Genomic DNA, 15,495 nt, shown 5'->3' on the forward strand with positions numbered 1-15,495 from the left:
GGTCCTACCTCACTGAACTTTCAATGGCCGAGTTCTTCTGAAAGGCAACACATGAACCCCCGCACTCTGGCAGTTTGCGCTGTCGTACCAGCACTCGCGGCCGGACTCCTCGCTGTGTCCGCGCCGGTGGCAGCGGCTTCCGATACCGTGACGCGGACAGTTTCCTTCGAACACAAGTGCCGGGTCGACGGCGCCACCGATTGGGATTCGTCGTTCTCCGACAACATGGAGGTAACGGCGCCCACGTCCGTGCGTCCCGGCGAACAGTTCACAGTGAAATTGCATCCAGGCACCATGCGTAGTTCGGATTCGGACACCGGTCGTATCAAGTACGACATCGCACTACCGCAAGGGGCAACCCTGGTTTCGTACTCCCTCGTCGGTGATTCGTCGTCCAACTTGACCGGCGAGACTGCGGTGCTGCTCCGGGTGGGCGCAGACGGAAACGCGAACCCGGCGGGTGAGTACCTGCGAATTACCGGTACCGGCAACAAGACAGTCAACGACGGTCCGAGCGCGAACGACAACAAGCCCAAGGAAGGGCTGCAAGTCAAGGCGAACACGGACTTTCGTTTGCCGGCAGTCGAATTGAAACTCGAAGCTCGGTCCGACGAGGGAAATGCGACGACGCACCTGCGCGCCGGGGCGACGAGCCCGAGCATCAAGATCAAAGACACGAGCATGAGTTTCGGTGAGTCCCGGTGGGTCAATGCCGCTGGGTATTGTGTTGCTGCGGGGGAAGGACGCAACGCCCTCTCGACTACCGAGGTCTTCACGACCAACCAGACCGAGACGATGGTCGCTGTCGCACTGGAGGCATTGACGGGCGAAGACGTCAAGATTGCGGCGAGTATCGACCCGAACCCGGGTGAGGGAACGGTCGAGTTCTTCGACGGCGATACGAAGATCGGCAGCGCCACAGTCGATTCCAATGGCCATGCAGAACTGGTCTGGCCGTTCCGCGACCAGGGCGAGCATCGCATCACCGCAAAGTTCCTGGGTACCAAGAAGTTCAGTTCTTCGGAATCTGCGGACAAGACCGTGACCGTCACCGTGCCTGGTGTCATCGTCGTCGAGCCGGTGGATCCGACGGAACCGGAAACTCCTGGTGGAACCGGAAGCCTCGGGGACATCTTCTCGAAGCTGCCGACGGGCTCACTCGGAGGCTGAGTCACCCAAACGGCAGGGGAGCGTCGACGTTTCGGCTCGAAGACGGGTGTGTGATCGAATACTGGAATGACAGGTTCGAATCATGCCGAGAGCCGCAACGCCGGCGTTCCCAGTTTTTCTCAATGGGAGTCTCTGTCACGTAAATCGGGCCAGAACCACAAAAGGTAGCTCACCAAAACTGGTGCCCTTTTACTACCGTTAGTTGAAGAACTGCGCGAACCGCGGGTTCTTACATCAACAAGCCTTCGAACTCGCCGCTGCGGTTCAGGTATGAACAAGGTAGGGAAAATGCGCAAGGTTAGTTTGCTCGCGTCCGCTGCAGCAGTAGCTGTCGGTGTGGCAATGATCGGGACGTCTGCGGCCTCAGCAGCGCCGGGAACGATTCCCGGTCACGGGCTGTTCGACGTGCCGTGGGAGGTGTTGCCGGGAACCTACACGACGTCTGGGCCCGTATCAGCTGACATGCCGTGCATATACGGCCGAGCAAAAGTCGACGGCGATGGTGAATTGAATGTACTCGAGTTCGAAAGCACCCTCGAACCGGCGACAGTCACGATTCTCTTGACGGATTCTCGCTTCACCACCGCATATTGCTCTGATTGGAAGCGAGTGTCGTCAGTCGGATCGTTGGATCTCGGATCACTTTTCGGGTCATAGACGTCGCCGCTCTGATTCCAGATGGGCCTCTGGCCGTGGCCACGGACCTCTGCTATCTCGGCTAACGCTCGCCTCGCGGATGTGCTCGTTCGTCTCGAGTTTCCGACCACTCGTCGCATGAGTCCATGACCAGGGACTTTAGCCCTCGGTAATTACCTACCAATCGGTATATTCTGCGAAGGTACGGACTTCGTGAACCGATGTGAGTTGGCTCCGGGGGACGTGCCGGCCTCGCAGGACCGCCCGCAAAGTCAGCCCGGTGAGGCCACCGGAGTTCGCGCATTTCGACAGATTGCCGCTGGGTCCGTCCGCTACGAGGGGAGCGGACGGACCTGACAGCACGAGAGAGTGCCATGCCTGAACGTGGTCAAAGCAGAGTGGACGCGGGGATCATTGCCGTCGTCGCAGTCATCACCGGTGTGTTCGTCGCACTGACCGGTCACGGTCTGGTTGCAGCGCTCGCCACCGTAGTGGGCCTCGCGCTCGGAATGGCGATTGTGCGGTATCTGATCAAGGGCCGCTGATCACCGCAAGAGTTCAGCAGGTCGCGAGAATGTCTGCGATGGTGTCGTGTTCGGCTTGGGTGACCCACAAACCGTATGCCGCTTTGACTTCCACTTGAGCAGTCACGTACTGGCAGCGGTAGGCCTTGTTGGGTGGCAGCCAGGTCGCCGCGTCGGAATCCGACTTCTTCTGGTTCGTGGGCCCGTCGACAGCGCGCAGGTTTCGAGGGTCGTTGGCCAGATTGGTTCGCGTCTGTGTATCGAGCTGTTGTGCGCCCTTCTGCCAGGCGTCCGAGAGTGCGACTACATGTAATCCGTAGCTAGTAGGTAGTGCCGTTGACATCATCCTGGGCTTCCTTCCACGGATTCGGGATATGTGGGCGACGGTGTTATCTGCAGGCAGCGAGGTACGCCGATGACACCGCCGACACGCACCGTTCGGGTGCATCGAATCAGGCAGGGTCGGGCGTAGCTTCGAGTTCAGGCGAACGGGAGCGGGCTGATGGCTACAGCGCAACGTGTCACTCTCAGCGACGGTGCAACGACCTGGACGGTGATCGACAGATCGTTCGGTCTCGTTGAGCCGGTCGAGGCATACCTCGAGTACGGGCGGCAAATCGACTTCCGGCCGAACACGACCCGCGCCTACGCACAGAGCCTGGCCCAGTGGTGGTCGTTCCTGGAAGTGACCGGCACATCGTGGGATGCGGTGAAGCTGCACGACTTCGGCGACTTCATCTCTGCCCTGCGCTACGGCGAGCTGGACTCGCCGGTCCGCGAACTCCGCCCCCGACCGACGCTCAGCGACAGCACGGTGAACCTCCGCATGCGCGCGGTGATGAGTTTCTACCGCTACCAGGCCGACAGCGGAACAGACGCTGCGCCGTTCCTGTGGAAGCAAGCCCAGGTCCGATCGGGCCGCTACCTCTCGTTCCTCGAGCACGTGGCCAGGCGAGCGCCGCAGAAGCGCGCAACTATCCGAATCCGCGCCGCCCGCAAGGCCATCCCGGTTCTGACGCCGACCACGATCGACGCCCTCCAAGATGCCGAGGCCAGCTACGACCCGGTGCTCGAGGAGTGGCGAGGTGACCTGCGATATCGGTTCCTGTGGGCAGTCCTGGCGGAATCGGGCATGCGGATCGGTGAAGCCCTCTCGTTGCAGCACCGCGACTGGATCACCGGGATCGGTGGCAAGAGCGCCCGGGTCGCGATCGTGAGCAGGGTGCACCCGCACGGCCTGTCCGCCAAGTCCGGGGAGCGCGAGGTCCACATCGGGTCGCGGCTCGATCGGCTCTACGCCGACTACGTGTGGTGGCTGTGCGATCGAGGCGCCGATGTGGCCCTCGATGATTGGGACAGCAGCTACATCTTCTGCAACGTGATGCGGAACCCGCTGTTCGCGCCGCTGCGCACCGAGTCGGTCTATGCGCACCTGCGCTCGATGAAGCACCGCGACAACGACTTCCCGAACCTGATGACACCGCACTGGTTTCGGCACACCCACGCCACTGCGCTGTTGCTGGCAGGGAGCCCCGTCCACACCGTCAGTCGCCGCCTCGGCCACGCGAGCGTGCAGACCACGATGAACATCTACGGCCACGTCACCGAGGACGCCGAGCTGGCCTCGGTAGCGAACTGGCGCGAATACGTCGCCGGATGGGAGTATCCGAATGCTTAGCCCAGCAACAGATCCCGCAATCACGTCCTGGTCGCGCAGCCCCAAGAGACTGCACCAGATCGATCCGGGCTTGGCACTAGCGGACATGTTCGACCTCACCATCGCCCGCAGGCTCTGGGACTCTCTGCCCGAAGAATGCCGCAGCGATCACTTCGACAAGAAGACGATGCCGGCGCACTACCGACCGGCGATCCGCGAAGTAAACGTCGGTGGGGGCTGGACCTCCTGCTACCTGAACTTCCGCGGTTTGCCGGAGCCGATGACCTGGGAAATCGCCTGGATCATTCATCGGCGTATCGAGCTGGGTCACTTCGTCCGCGTCATCGAGACGAATGCCGTCTTCACCCTGCTGCGCGCCGCGATGCATCACGACGACGAGTGCCGGTCGGCGCAATCGCTGCTGCACCGTTCGCCGGACGAGTGGGTGAGATCCGCACGGAAGGCTCAGATGCGCGGTGAGAAGATCGGCGAGTCTGCGTTCAAAGGCGGCACCTACCGCCTCGGGCACATGGCCGCCGTGCTCGGATACGCCTATCACCGCGGCCCGTGGTGGGAGCTGAACGTCTGGAACCCCAGCCTCGACCCGAGGGTGCCCCAACGCGACCACGAACCGCAAGGTCGCACGACCATGCACTTCACCAACCTGACCAGCATGTGGTTGCGCGAGGGAGCGAAGTACTGGCTCTCGGCGGGCCTGACCACGGAAAGGTACTCGTGGAGCACGATCAAATCGCGCCTGGACGCTCTGAAATGGCTGCAACGCTACATCGACACCACCGCCGATCAGGGCCCGTGCCTGACAACCGATCCACACCGCCTGCGGGGCTTCATCCGCGGCTTCTGCGACCTGCTCCTCGCACACCGCATCGAGTCCGGGGCGCGCGCGGGCAAGCCGCTGGCGACGAACCCACGCCGCCAGATCATGACCGCGATCGAACAGTTCTACCAGTTCATGTATGACCACCGGGACGAAGCCGCCACCGAACTCGGCATCAGCGCCTGGGCCACTCTGCGACCCGAGCACTGCGTGCTCTTCCGCCCCGAGGACAAGCCCCGCCTGGCCAACGTCAAGGCAGACGGCATGGTCCTCGAAGACGATGTCATGGCGCAGATCGCCGAAGGCAGCGGCCTGCTCGCACAGCCCGTGAACGAGGGCGGACTCGGCGACCTGCAAGCCTTCCACATCATGATGCTTCTGCTGCGCACCGGACGTCGCGCCAACGAGGTGCTGATGATGGACTTCGACCCACTCGAACCGATCCTGCGCACGCGCACAGACAGTGATCCTGACAGCGCGGGATTCGTCGCCCGGATGCGGTATCAACAGACCAAGATCGAATCGAACCTCGCACCCACGATCCCCGTGGACGAGGAGATCGTCACGATCATCCGAGCCCAACAAAAGCACGCCCGAGAAATGATGGCACACTTCGGAAACCCTGACGTCACGCCAAAATACCTGTTCCTTCGCACGACCCGAAACCGACTGGGCGACAAGCCTTACCCGCTTCCGACAATGCATCTGCGGTTCAGCAGACTCACCAGCCTGCTCAACATCAGAGACTCCGTCGGACGTCAGGTCGCGGTCTCCAAGACACACCGCTTCCGGCACACCGCCGCGACCAACCTCATCAACGCCGGAGTGCCGCTGCACGTCGTGATGCGCTACTTCGGACACATCTCTCCGGACATGACCTTGCACTACGCCGTGACCTCCGCTCAGACCATGGAGGAGGAATTCCTCCGATACAAGAAAGTCACCCGCGACGGCCGCACCGCCTCGATCGACAGCTCCGACCTCTACGACCTGATCCAGCTCGACAAGCGAGCCGACCGCATCCTCCCCAACGGCTGGTGCACGCTCCCACCGAAACAATTGTGCGATAAGGGAAACGCCTGCCTGTCCTGCTCGAAATTCGTCACCGACTCCACTCACGCCCCGCAGTTGCGGACCCAACTCACCGACACGGAAACCCTGATCGAACACCGGCAAGCAGTGTTCACCGCGAAGTACGGCGCCCCGATGGACGAGACGAACATCTGGCTGCACGGCCGCCAAATCGAGGTCGACTCGCTCAACCGGATCCTGCTCTCGATCAACGACGTCTCCGCCACCGACAAGGCCGTTCGCGGCCCCGGAACCACCATCTAGAGCAAGGAGAACCAGCCCGTGCCCGAACACCTCACCGCCGCAGCGCGAGCGCGCCACACCGAGACCAGAGCCCGCGCGGACGCGGCGCTGCTGGCACTCAGCAATGCAGGCGAGCCGGTCACCTTCGCGGCCGTCGCTCGCCGCGCCAAGGTCTCCACCGACTTCCTCTACAACCAGCCCGACCTGCGCACGAAGATCAACGACCTCCGCACCAGGCGGTCGCACCGCCGAACAACTCCGGAACAGATGACCGAACCCGGACAGCAGTCTGCACCGTCCGCAGTCAGAGCACTGTCCTCGCAGCTCAAGGAACTCAAACGGCGGCACGCCGAAGAGGTCGGCGAGCTGCGCACGGCGCTCGCGGTCGCCCACGGCGAGAACCTCGCGCTGCGGCGACGATTCACCGACTCCGGCTAGCGCCCTGCGGGTAAGCGATTTCGCCGCTCGTTCACGAAACACGACCCGCTGCCTCGGCATCGGCGGGAAGCGCCTGTCCGGGACACGTCGACAGGACGGTGGCGATCGCGTCTTTCTCCGCCTGGGTCACCCACAGTCGATACCGGAGTTTGACCGCGACCTGACGGGCCACATAAGCACAACGGAACGCCTTGTTCGGCGGCAGCCACGATGCGGCATCCGAATCACTCTTCGCCGAGTTCGGAGCCTGCGTGGTAGCGATGAGATTGAGCGGATCATTCGCCAGATCGATCCGCTCGGCGGCCGACAACTGCTGCGCGCCCTTCTGCCACGAATCACCAAGAGCGACGACATGCTCGATCGGGACGAGCGGCGAAGTCGTCTCCCCACGAACGAAATTCACCGTCGTCCCGGTATACGGATCGTGAAGAACTCCCGACTGCACCACACACGGCGGCGAGACCACACCCGAGCGGACCTTGCACGTGACGTCCACAAGGTCACGGGACAATATGTCCTCGCGAGTACTCAGCGAGTTCCCGCCCCACATAACGGTGTTCGTATCAGTCCACGCGACCCCGAACTCGCTGCGCGCATACCCCGTCTTCGGCGCACGCCCCTTCACCGCAAGCTGATCCAGCGCCGACAGTGCCTCATCGACCTGCACACCAGGCGCAGAAGTTCCCGACACCGGAGCGGCGAATACCGACCCACCATCAGCGGGAAGGACCGAGCAACCAGACACAGTGACAACGAACGCCGCAGCTACCGCCGCGACCCCGGTCACGCGCTGGCGCATCACAAGGCCACCACAGCAGTGAGCGGCATGTCATCGACATAGTGACCAGCAGAAAGAGGAAGACTCCTTGACAAAGCTGCTGATAACAGGTGATCGATCTGGACTGCAGAAGACGTGTCCTGGCCGCGGGCGAACGCGATGGTCTTGTTCGTGTACGGGTCACGGAGCGTACCGGTTTGGACCGAGCAGCTTTTGGAGCCGTCCTTGAATGTCAGGTCGGTGAGGTCACGCCGCAGGATGTCGTTGCGAGTTATCTCTAGCGCCGCATCAGGATGAAGGCACGGTAGGCACGGCGTGTCGGTCGCCCTGTCCCTCATGGTTATCTAATAGCGTCTATGCCACAGGTGGGACAGCCATAGGAGTGGCGATGTCGTGTGCTGTAGAGAAGGTCATTTCACCGACGACGGGGCAGTCGGGTTGGGTGATCGTGGACGAAGAATCCATGCGCCCGGTCGCGGAGGCTTCCGAGTGGGTGCTGTTCATGCAAGGCGCCGGAAGGTCACCTCAAACAATCCGCGCATACGTTCCTCGGGTCTGTTGGTTCTTGAACTGGACTGCCGGTCGCGGACTGGATTGGCACGAGATTCGTGTAGGTGAACTCACTCGTTTCAAATTCGCCGTCGAACACACCCCAACCGTCCACTACCGGCTGCGCTCCGGCAGATCGGTCAACGCAGTGATGACCGCTGTCGTCGAATTCCTCAGGTTCTGCGGAATGCGTGGATTGGTCTCCGCAGATGTTGTTTCTGGGCTGTCCCAGCCCAAGTACCTGGCCTACGCACCCCGCGATTTCCACGAAGGTGAATCCGGTCAGCATCGGCTGATTCGTGCCAGAACCCTCAAAGCGCCGGAAGTCGTAAAGCCTCCGGAAATTATTACTGAAGAACAGTTTTCGCATGCTCTGAACTCCGCGAACACCGAACGAGACCGTTTTCTGGTGCTGTTGCTGGTTCGTTCCGGACTCCGAATCGGAGAGGCATTGGGTTCGCGCCGTAGCGACCTGCATTTCCTTCCGACCTCGGTTCATCTGGGATGCCAGGAACGTGGACCTCATGTTCATGTTGTTCGGCGTGAAGGCAATTCGAACGGTGCCCGCGCTAAAGGACAATCCCGAGTCGTACCGGTCAGCGACGAGGTGGTCACTCAGTATCGCGAGTACCTTCTCGAACGAGACAGCGTGCCCACCGCAATGACCTCGGACTTCGTGTTCGTCAACCTTCTCGGGCATCACGCCGGTTCGCCGATGTCGTATTCGAACGCAAAACAGATTGTGGAAAGGATCGGCAACCGTGCCGGTTTCCGATTGCGGCCCCACATGTTCCGGCATACGGCAGCCACAATCTGGACGCGCAACGGCACCGGTATCGACGTGGTTCAGTCGTTGCTCGGTCATGTGAGCCGAGCATCGACCGCGATCTATCAACACCCCGACGCGGAGGACCTGAGGGCGGCAGTGGAAAGAGTGGGCATATGAGCATCACCGCTCTACCCGTCGAGTCAAGAGCCCTCTCGACTGGAAACGAACAGACCTGGAAAGCGTGGTTGATCGAACGAATCGACCCGCAATGGCGAGTCGCGGAATGGGATTCACGCCGACAGGTATTCACCGGAGACGTCGACAACGAAATGACAGCGGTCTATCTGTGCCGAGTCGACCGATGCATGACGGTCGTGGAAATCTTCGACCGCCGTTGCAGGCGGTGCGAACGCCACCGCAAGCTCAACGGGACCTCACCTTCATTCTTCGACCGGACATTCGACCCCGATTCGGTTCCACGAAGAGACGAAAAAGCCTTTTCGAAAGTCGATTTCGAACTCAGTGAGGTGAACGGCACTGTTGCGGCGGAGATTATTTACGGAGTGCAGCAGCGTGACCGTGATCAGATCATCTTGGTTCCGATGCGGATCCGCAGCATAGTTTCCCACCTCCCACCGGATTGTCGCTCACTGCTCGATGTCGCCGGAAATCGCCAGTTCGAGAAGGCACTCGGAGCTGCAGCCGGTGGTGTGTTCCGGTCGTTGGTCACACATCTGCAGCGGGCGCACGTCGTGTACTCCGGTACTGATCCCACCATGGCCGACGTGTGGAAACCTGCCGTCGTGGGCCTGCAAGCTGCTCCGGACCGGCGATACAGTGCGGCCGGTGGCGTTGTGGACTTCCGAGAGATCAGACAGCGATGGCTTCGAGAGATCACCAAACAATTCGGCCGCGAGGTACGCCCACCCGTGACGACACTGCGGCACACCGTTCATGCCGCCGAAATCGCTTCACGGCAACTCTCGCTGCGCACGAACGGCGATCACCCCGAACTACTCGACCACGGTGACATGAGCGCTGTCGTCGAGGGTTTCCGCACCAGCGCCGATCGAGAGGGCAAGCCCCATTCCTTCACCCATCGACGATCATTGCTCGGGTGGTGGCGCCGACTTCTCGAGTTCTCACGCCGCACGGGCGCAATGGATGACATCCCCGGCTCCTTCGCACTCGATCTGCGTTCGCACACAATTGCCCAGGTCGAGACCAGCGAGGACGACTTCGGACGCACGATCCCCGAACATGTCATCGCACAACTCGATCAACACCTCGAGCTGCTGGGTAGGCACTCCACGTACTCCGCGCCGGGCTGGAACCCTGACGACTACGCCATGATGTATCAGACGGTCTACCAGATCATCCGGGACACCGGTCGACGCCCGAGTGAGATCGTCGGGCTCAAACGCTCATGCCTGGACTGGGTCGACGGCAAGCCCACACTCGTCTACGACAACCGTAAACGTCGCAGAATGGGGCGTAGATTGCCGATCAGCACTGCAACGGCAACCGTGATCGACCAATGGCTCGACCACCTTCAATCGCTGTCTGTTCCGGACACACTGTGCGACTGGCTCTTTCCCACGCCGGGAACCCGCAACAACATTCGCCGCGGGCACTTGAGCGGTGCGCAGTTCGGGTCCCGGGCCTTCGCCATCTGGATCGATGCAATCCCGGAACTTGTCGACGAAAGACTCGACGATGACGGAAACCCAGCTCTCTACGACAGATCAATGATCACTCCTTACGGATTGCGGCACTCCTACGCTCAGCGGCACGCTGACAACGGCACACCGGTGGACGTCCTACGCGAATTGATGGATCACCGCAGCGTCGACACGACCATGGGATATTTCTCCGTCACACTCAAACGTAAACGCCAAGCCACCGAGGAGATTTCGAAGTTCGCGATCGACAGGCACGGACGACCGGCGGGATTCACGTCGGTAACGGAGTACGAGCGACAGTCGGTGGCCGTGCCCTTCGGAAACTGCACCGAACCCTCGAACATCAAAGCCGGCGGCCAACACTGCCCGATCCGATTCCAGTGCGCAGGATGCTCCTTCTACCGACCGGACCCGTCCTACCGGCCCGCAATCGAGCAGCATCTCGCAGAGCTGCGCACAGACAAAGAAACTGCAATCGCCACCGACTCCGCGTCGTGGGTGATCACCAACTTCGACGCCCAAATTCACGCGTTCACGGACGTCATCTCGTCGATGGACGCAATGCTTGCCGACCTGCCCGCAGACCAACGCGCGGTCATCGACAACGCCTCCCGCGAACTGAGGAAAGCGAGGACCGCAGCTGCCTTCATACCGCTCGAGTCCGTAACCACCCACACGAACGAGGACGAACAACGATGACTGCCGATGACCGTGACATACGAACCCAACGGCTCATCGCCTCCCGTCGACGTGACAGCGCTGACAAACAACGCAGAACGCTGACAGTCATCGCCGACCTCTCATCCGCTGGCGAACGCATCAACATCAGCGAAATAGCGCGTCGCGCAGGCGTTTCTCCATGGTTCATCTACAACACCGCAGCAATTCGAACCGCCGTCGAACGCGCCACAGAAGAGCACTCCCACACCGCCACCAGAAGCAGCGCCGGACGCACGTCCGCTACGGCGGACAGTCTTCACGCCGAACTGTTGATGGCGCGTGAGGAAGTTCGGGCGCTACGAACGGACCGAACCAAGCTCGAGACCAAAGTGCAACTACTACTCGGCAACCAACTCGAACACCTGCCGCACGACACACTGCTCGCCCGTATCCACGAGCTCGAACAGATAGCAGCCGAGCTGCGCTCGGACCTCGACTCCGAACGCAGACGCGCCGACACCATGACAACACGAACCGAAGAACTCCAGGACGAGCTCACCGCCGCCCGCGCCTCACTCAAAAGGATGGTTCAAAGCGTTTCTCCAGCACGACGAATCGAAGCAATCGGCACATAAGAACACACCCCAGCAAGCATCGGAATCTACGCGGAACTGTGAATCAACACGCGGACAATACGGCAGACATCGCATCCTTCTCTGCTTGAGTCACCCACAGGCGGTAGACCGACTTCACCGTGATCTGCTTCGAGACGTAGGTGCATCGGTACGCCTTGTTCGGGGGAAGCCAGGATGCGGCATCGGAATCAGACTTCTTCGCGTTCGTCGGTCCATCCACCGGGATCAGATTTCGGGGATCGTTCGCCAGATTCGTGCGCTCCTGAAGACTCAATTGTTGCGCACCCTTCTGCCACGAATCGCTCAACGCGACCACATGTAATCCGTAGCTAGTAGGTAGTGCCGTTGACATCATCCTGGGCTTCCTTCCACGGATTCGGGATATGTGGGCGACGGTGTTATCTGCAGGCAGCGAGGTACGCCGATGACACCGCCGACACGCACCGTTCGGGTGCATCGAATCAGGCAGGGTCGGGCGTAGCTTCGAGTTCAGGCGAACGGGAGCGGGCTGATGGCTACAGCGCAACGTGTCACTCTCAGCGACGGTGCAACGACCTGGACGGTGATCGACAGATCGTTCGGTCTCGTTGAGCCGGTCGAGGCATACCTCGAGTACGGGCGGCAAATCGACTTCCGGCCGAACACGACCCGCGCCTACGCACAGAGCCTGGCCCAGTGGTGGTCGTTCCTGGAAGTGACCGGCACATCGTGGGATGCGGTGAAGCTGCACGACTTCGGCGACTTCATCTCTGCCCTGCGCTACGGCGAGCTGGACTCGCCGGTCCGCGAACTCCGCCCCCGACCGACGCTCAGCGACAGCACGGTGAACCTCCGCATGCGCGCGGTGATGAGTTTCTACCGCTACCAGGCCGACAGCGGAACAGACGCTGCGCCGTTCCTGTGGAAGCAAGCCCAGGTCCGATCGGGCCGCTACCTCTCGTTCCTCGAGCACGTGGCCAGGCGAGCGCCGCAGAAGCGCGCAACTATCCGAATCCGCGCCGCCCGCAAGGCCATCCCGGTTCTGACGCCGACCACGATCGACGCCCTCCAAGATGCCGAGGCCAGCTACGACCCGGTGCTCGAGGAGTGGCGAGGTGACCTGCGATATCGGTTCCTGTGGGCAGTCCTGGCGGAATCGGGCATGCGGATCGGTGAAGCCCTCTCGTTGCAGCACCGCGACTGGATCACCGGGATCGGTGGCAAGAGCGCCCGGGTCGCGATCGTGAGCAGGGTGCACCCGCACGGCCTGTCCGCCAAGTCCGGGGAGCGCGAGGTCCACATCGGGTCGCGGCTCGATCGGCTCTACGCCGACTACGTGTGGTGGCTGTGCGATCGAGGCGCCGATGTGGCCCTCGATGATTGGGACAGCAGCTACATCTTCTGCAACGTGATGCGGAACCCGCTGTTCGCGCCGCTGCGCACCGAGTCGGTCTATGCGCACCTGCGCTCGATGAAGCACCGCGACAACGACTTCCCGAACCTGATGACACCGCACTGGTTTCGGCACACCCACGCCACTGCGCTGTTGCTGGCAGGGAGCCCCGTCCACACCGTCAGTCGCCGCCTCGGCCACGCGAGCGTGCAGACCACGATGAACATCTACGGCCACGTCACCGAGGACGCCGAGCTGGCCTCGGTAGCGAACTGGCGCGAATACGTCGCCGGATGGGAGTATCCGAATGCTTAGCCCAGCAACAGATCCCGCAATCACGTCCTGGTCGCGCAGCCCCAAGAGACTGCACCAGATCGATCCGGGCTTGGCACTAGCGGACATGTTCGACCTCACCATCGCCCGCAGGCTCTGGGACTCTCTGCCCGAAGAATGCCGCAGCGATCACTTCGACAAGAAGACGATGCCGGCGCACTACCGACCGGCGATCCGCGAAGTAAACGTCGGTGGGGGCTGGACCTCCTGCTACCTGAACTTCCGCGGTTTGCCGGAGCCGATGACCTGGGAAATCGCCTGGATCATTCATCGGCGTATCGAGCTGGGTCACTTCGTCCGCGTCATCGAGACGAATGCCGTCTTCACCCTGCTGCGCGCCGCGATGCATCACGACGACGAGTGCCGGTCGGCGCAATCGCTGCTGCACCGTTCGCCGGACGAGTGGGTGAGATCCGCACGGAAGGCTCAGATGCGCGGTGAGAAGATCGGCGAGTCTGCGTTCAAAGGCGGCACCTACCGCCTCGGGCACATGGCCGCCGTGCTCGGATACGCCTATCACCGCGGCCCGTGGTGGGAGCTGAACGTCTGGAACCCCAGCCTCGACCCGAGGGTGCCCCAACGCGACCACGAACCGCAAGGTCGCACGACCATGCACTTCACCAACCTGACCAGCATGTGGTTGCGCGAGGGAGCGAAGTACTGGCTCTCGGCGGGCCTGACCACGGAAAGGTACTCGTGGAGCACGATCAAATCGCGCCTGGACGCTCTGAAATGGCTGCAACGCTACATCGACACCACCGCCGATCAGGGCCCGTGCCTGACAACCGATCCACACCGCCTGCGGGGCTTCATCCGCGGCTTCTGCGACCTGCTCCTCGCACACCGCATCGAGTCCGGGGCGCGCGCGGGCAAGCCGCTGGCGACGAACCCACGCCGCCAGATCATGACCGCGATCGAACAGTTCTACCAGTTCATGTATGACCACCGGGACGAAGCCGCCACCGAACTCGGCATCAGCGCCTGGGCCACTCTGCGACCCGAGCACTGCGTGCTCTTCCGCCCCGAGGACAAGCCCCGCCTGGCCAACGTCAAGGCAGACGGCATGGTCCTCGAAGACGATGTCATGGCGCAGATCGCCGAAGGCAGCGGCCTGCTCGCACAGCCCGTGAACGAGGGCGGACTCGGCGACCTGCAAGCCTTCCACATCATGATGCTTCTGCTGCGCACCGGACGTCGCGCCAACGAGGTGCTGATGATGGACTTCGACCCACTCGAACCGATCCTGCGCACGCGCACAGACAGTGATCCTGACAGCGCGGGATTCGTCGCCCGGATGCGGTATCAACAGACCAAGATCGAATCGAACCTCGCACCCACGATCCCCGTGGACGAGGAGATCGTCACGATCATCCGAGCCCAACAAAAGCACGCCCGAGAAATGATGGCACACTTCGGAAACCCTGACGTCACGCCAAAATACCTGTTCCTTCGCACGACCCGAAACCGACTGGGCGACAAGCCTTACCCGCTTCCGACAATGCATCTGCGGTTCAGCAGACTCACCAGCCTGCTCAACATCAGAGACTCCGTCGGACGTCAGGTCGCGGTCTCCAAGACACACCGCTTCCGGCACACCGCCGCGACCAACCTCATCAACGCCGGAGTGCCGCTGCACGTCGTGATGCGCTACTTCGGACACATCTCTCCGGACATGACCTTGCACTACGCCGTGACCTCCGCTCAGACCATGGAGGAGGAATTCCTCCGATACAAGAAAGTCACCCGCGACGGCCGCACCGCCTCGATCGACAGCTCCGACCTCTACGACCTGATCCAGCTCGACAAGCGAGCCGACCGCATCCTCCCCAACGGCTGGTGCACGCTCCCACCGAAACAATTGTGCGATAAGGGAAACGCCTGCCTGTCCTGCTCGAAATTCGTCACCGACTCCACTCACGCCCCGCAGTTGCGGACCCAACTCACCGACACGGAAACCCTGATCGAACACCGGCAAGCAGTGTTCACCGCGAAGTACGGCGCCCCGATGGACGAGACGAACATCTGGCTGCACGGCCGCCAAATCGAGGTCGACTCGCTCAACCGGATCCTGCTCTCGATCAACGACGTCTCCGCCACCGACAAGGCCGTTCGCGGCCCCGGAACCACCATCTAGAGCAAG

Annotated in this window: 12 protein-coding genes and 3 pseudogenes; 11 read left to right on the top strand and 4 right to left on the bottom strand. The window is 61.9% G+C overall.

Annotation, left to right across the window (positions count from 1 at the left end; all coding sequences use genetic code 11):
* The first annotated feature begins 51 nt into the window (after window positions 1-51).
* From RHP72_RS05735 to RHP72_RS05745, 3 genes are all read left to right on the top strand, one after another.
* The gene (locus tag RHP72_RS05735; RefSeq protein WP_042452525.1) at window positions 52-1,170 is read left to right on the top strand and encodes an Ig-like domain-containing protein; all 1,119 of its coding nucleotides are present in this window, start codon (window positions 52-54) and stop codon (window positions 1,168-1,170) included.
* Between the two features lie 288 nt (window positions 1,171-1,458).
* Window positions 1,459-1,827, top strand: coding sequence for a hypothetical protein (locus RHP72_RS05740; protein WP_003945774.1), 369 nt, complete (start codon window positions 1,459-1,461; stop codon window positions 1,825-1,827).
* 353 nt (window positions 1,828-2,180) lie between these two features.
* A complete protein-coding gene (locus tag RHP72_RS05745; RefSeq protein ID WP_007734610.1) occupies window positions 2,181-2,351 on the top strand; it encodes a hypothetical protein in 171 nt (56 codons plus the stop codon).
* A 16-nt stretch (window positions 2,352-2,367) separates the two neighbouring features.
* Here the strand turns inward: RHP72_RS05745 and RHP72_RS05750 are convergent.
* Window positions 2,368-2,640 (bottom strand): annotated as a pseudogene (locus tag RHP72_RS05750) (HNH endonuclease family protein); the annotation flags it as partial.
* A gap of 192 nt (window positions 2,641-2,832) precedes the next feature.
* Here RHP72_RS05750 and RHP72_RS05755 point away from each other — a divergent pair.
* The 3 genes from RHP72_RS05755 to RHP72_RS05765 are packed head-to-tail and all read left to right on the top strand — an operon-like array spanning window position 2,833 to window position 6,577.
* A complete protein-coding gene (locus RHP72_RS05755) occupies window positions 2,833-4,008 on the top strand; it encodes a tyrosine-type recombinase/integrase (RefSeq protein WP_021334719.1) in 1,176 nt (391 codons plus the stop codon).
* Complete coding sequence (locus RHP72_RS05760) at window positions 4,001-6,160, top strand: site-specific integrase (RefSeq protein ID WP_080656790.1); 2,160 nt, start codon at window positions 4,001-4,003, stop codon at window positions 6,158-6,160. The genes RHP72_RS05755 and RHP72_RS05760 overlap by 8 nt, the downstream gene beginning before the upstream one ends.
* An 18-nt stretch (window positions 6,161-6,178) precedes the next feature.
* Window positions 6,179-6,577 carry a DUF6262 family protein gene (locus tag RHP72_RS05765; RefSeq protein WP_021334717.1) on the top strand — a complete coding sequence of 133 codons (399 nt, stop codon included), beginning with the start codon at window positions 6,179-6,181 and terminating at the stop codon, window positions 6,575-6,577.
* Between the two features lie 31 nt (window positions 6,578-6,608).
* Here the strand turns inward: RHP72_RS05765 and RHP72_RS05770 are convergent, their stop codons facing one another.
* On the bottom strand, window positions 6,609-7,376 hold the full coding sequence (locus tag RHP72_RS05770; RefSeq protein ID WP_021334716.1) for an HNH endonuclease family protein: 768 nt from the start codon (window positions 7,374-7,376) through the stop codon (window positions 6,609-6,611).
* A gap of 80 nt (window positions 7,377-7,456) precedes the next feature.
* Window positions 7,457-7,627 (bottom strand): annotated as a pseudogene (locus RHP72_RS05775) (HNH endonuclease); the annotation flags it as partial.
* 116 nt (window positions 7,628-7,743) lie between these two features.
* On the opposite strand from RHP72_RS05775, the gene RHP72_RS05780 reads away from it, so the two are divergent.
* The 3 genes from RHP72_RS05780 to RHP72_RS05790 are packed head-to-tail and all read left to right on the top strand — an operon-like array spanning window position 7,744 to window position 11,650.
* A complete protein-coding gene (locus RHP72_RS05780; protein ID WP_047269064.1) occupies window positions 7,744-8,850 on the top strand; it encodes a tyrosine-type recombinase/integrase in 1,107 nt (368 codons plus the stop codon).
* A complete protein-coding gene (locus tag RHP72_RS05785) occupies window positions 8,847-11,054 on the top strand; it encodes a site-specific integrase (protein ID WP_058037609.1) in 2,208 nt (735 codons plus the stop codon). The genes RHP72_RS05780 and RHP72_RS05785 overlap by 4 nt, the downstream gene beginning before the upstream one ends.
* Window positions 11,051-11,650: a DUF6262 family protein gene (locus RHP72_RS05790; protein WP_047269065.1), complete on the top strand. Its 600-nt coding sequence runs from the start codon at window positions 11,051-11,053 to the stop codon at window positions 11,648-11,650. Before RHP72_RS05785 ends, RHP72_RS05790 begins: the two co-directional genes overlap by 4 nt.
* 43 nt (window positions 11,651-11,693) lie before the next feature.
* Here RHP72_RS05790 and RHP72_RS05795 read toward each other — a convergent pair.
* Window positions 11,694-11,969: pseudogene (locus RHP72_RS05795) on the bottom strand (HNH endonuclease family protein); the annotation flags it as partial.
* A gap of 192 nt (window positions 11,970-12,161) precedes the next feature.
* On the opposite strand from RHP72_RS05795, the gene RHP72_RS05800 reads away from it, so the two are divergent.
* Window positions 12,162-13,337: a tyrosine-type recombinase/integrase gene (locus RHP72_RS05800; RefSeq protein WP_021334719.1), complete on the top strand. Its 1,176-nt coding sequence runs from the start codon at window positions 12,162-12,164 to the stop codon at window positions 13,335-13,337.
* Entirely contained in the window at window positions 13,330-15,489 is a 2,160-nt protein-coding gene (locus tag RHP72_RS05805) for a site-specific integrase (protein ID WP_080656790.1), read from the top strand. Before RHP72_RS05800 ends, RHP72_RS05805 begins: the two co-directional genes overlap by 8 nt.
* Window positions 15,490-15,495: the final 6 nt, after the last annotated feature.

This window comes from Rhodococcus sp. SG20037 (assembly GCF_031763325.1).
Taxonomy (GTDB): Bacteria; Actinomycetota; Actinomycetes; order Mycobacteriales; family Mycobacteriaceae; genus Rhodococcus_F; species Rhodococcus_F qingshengii.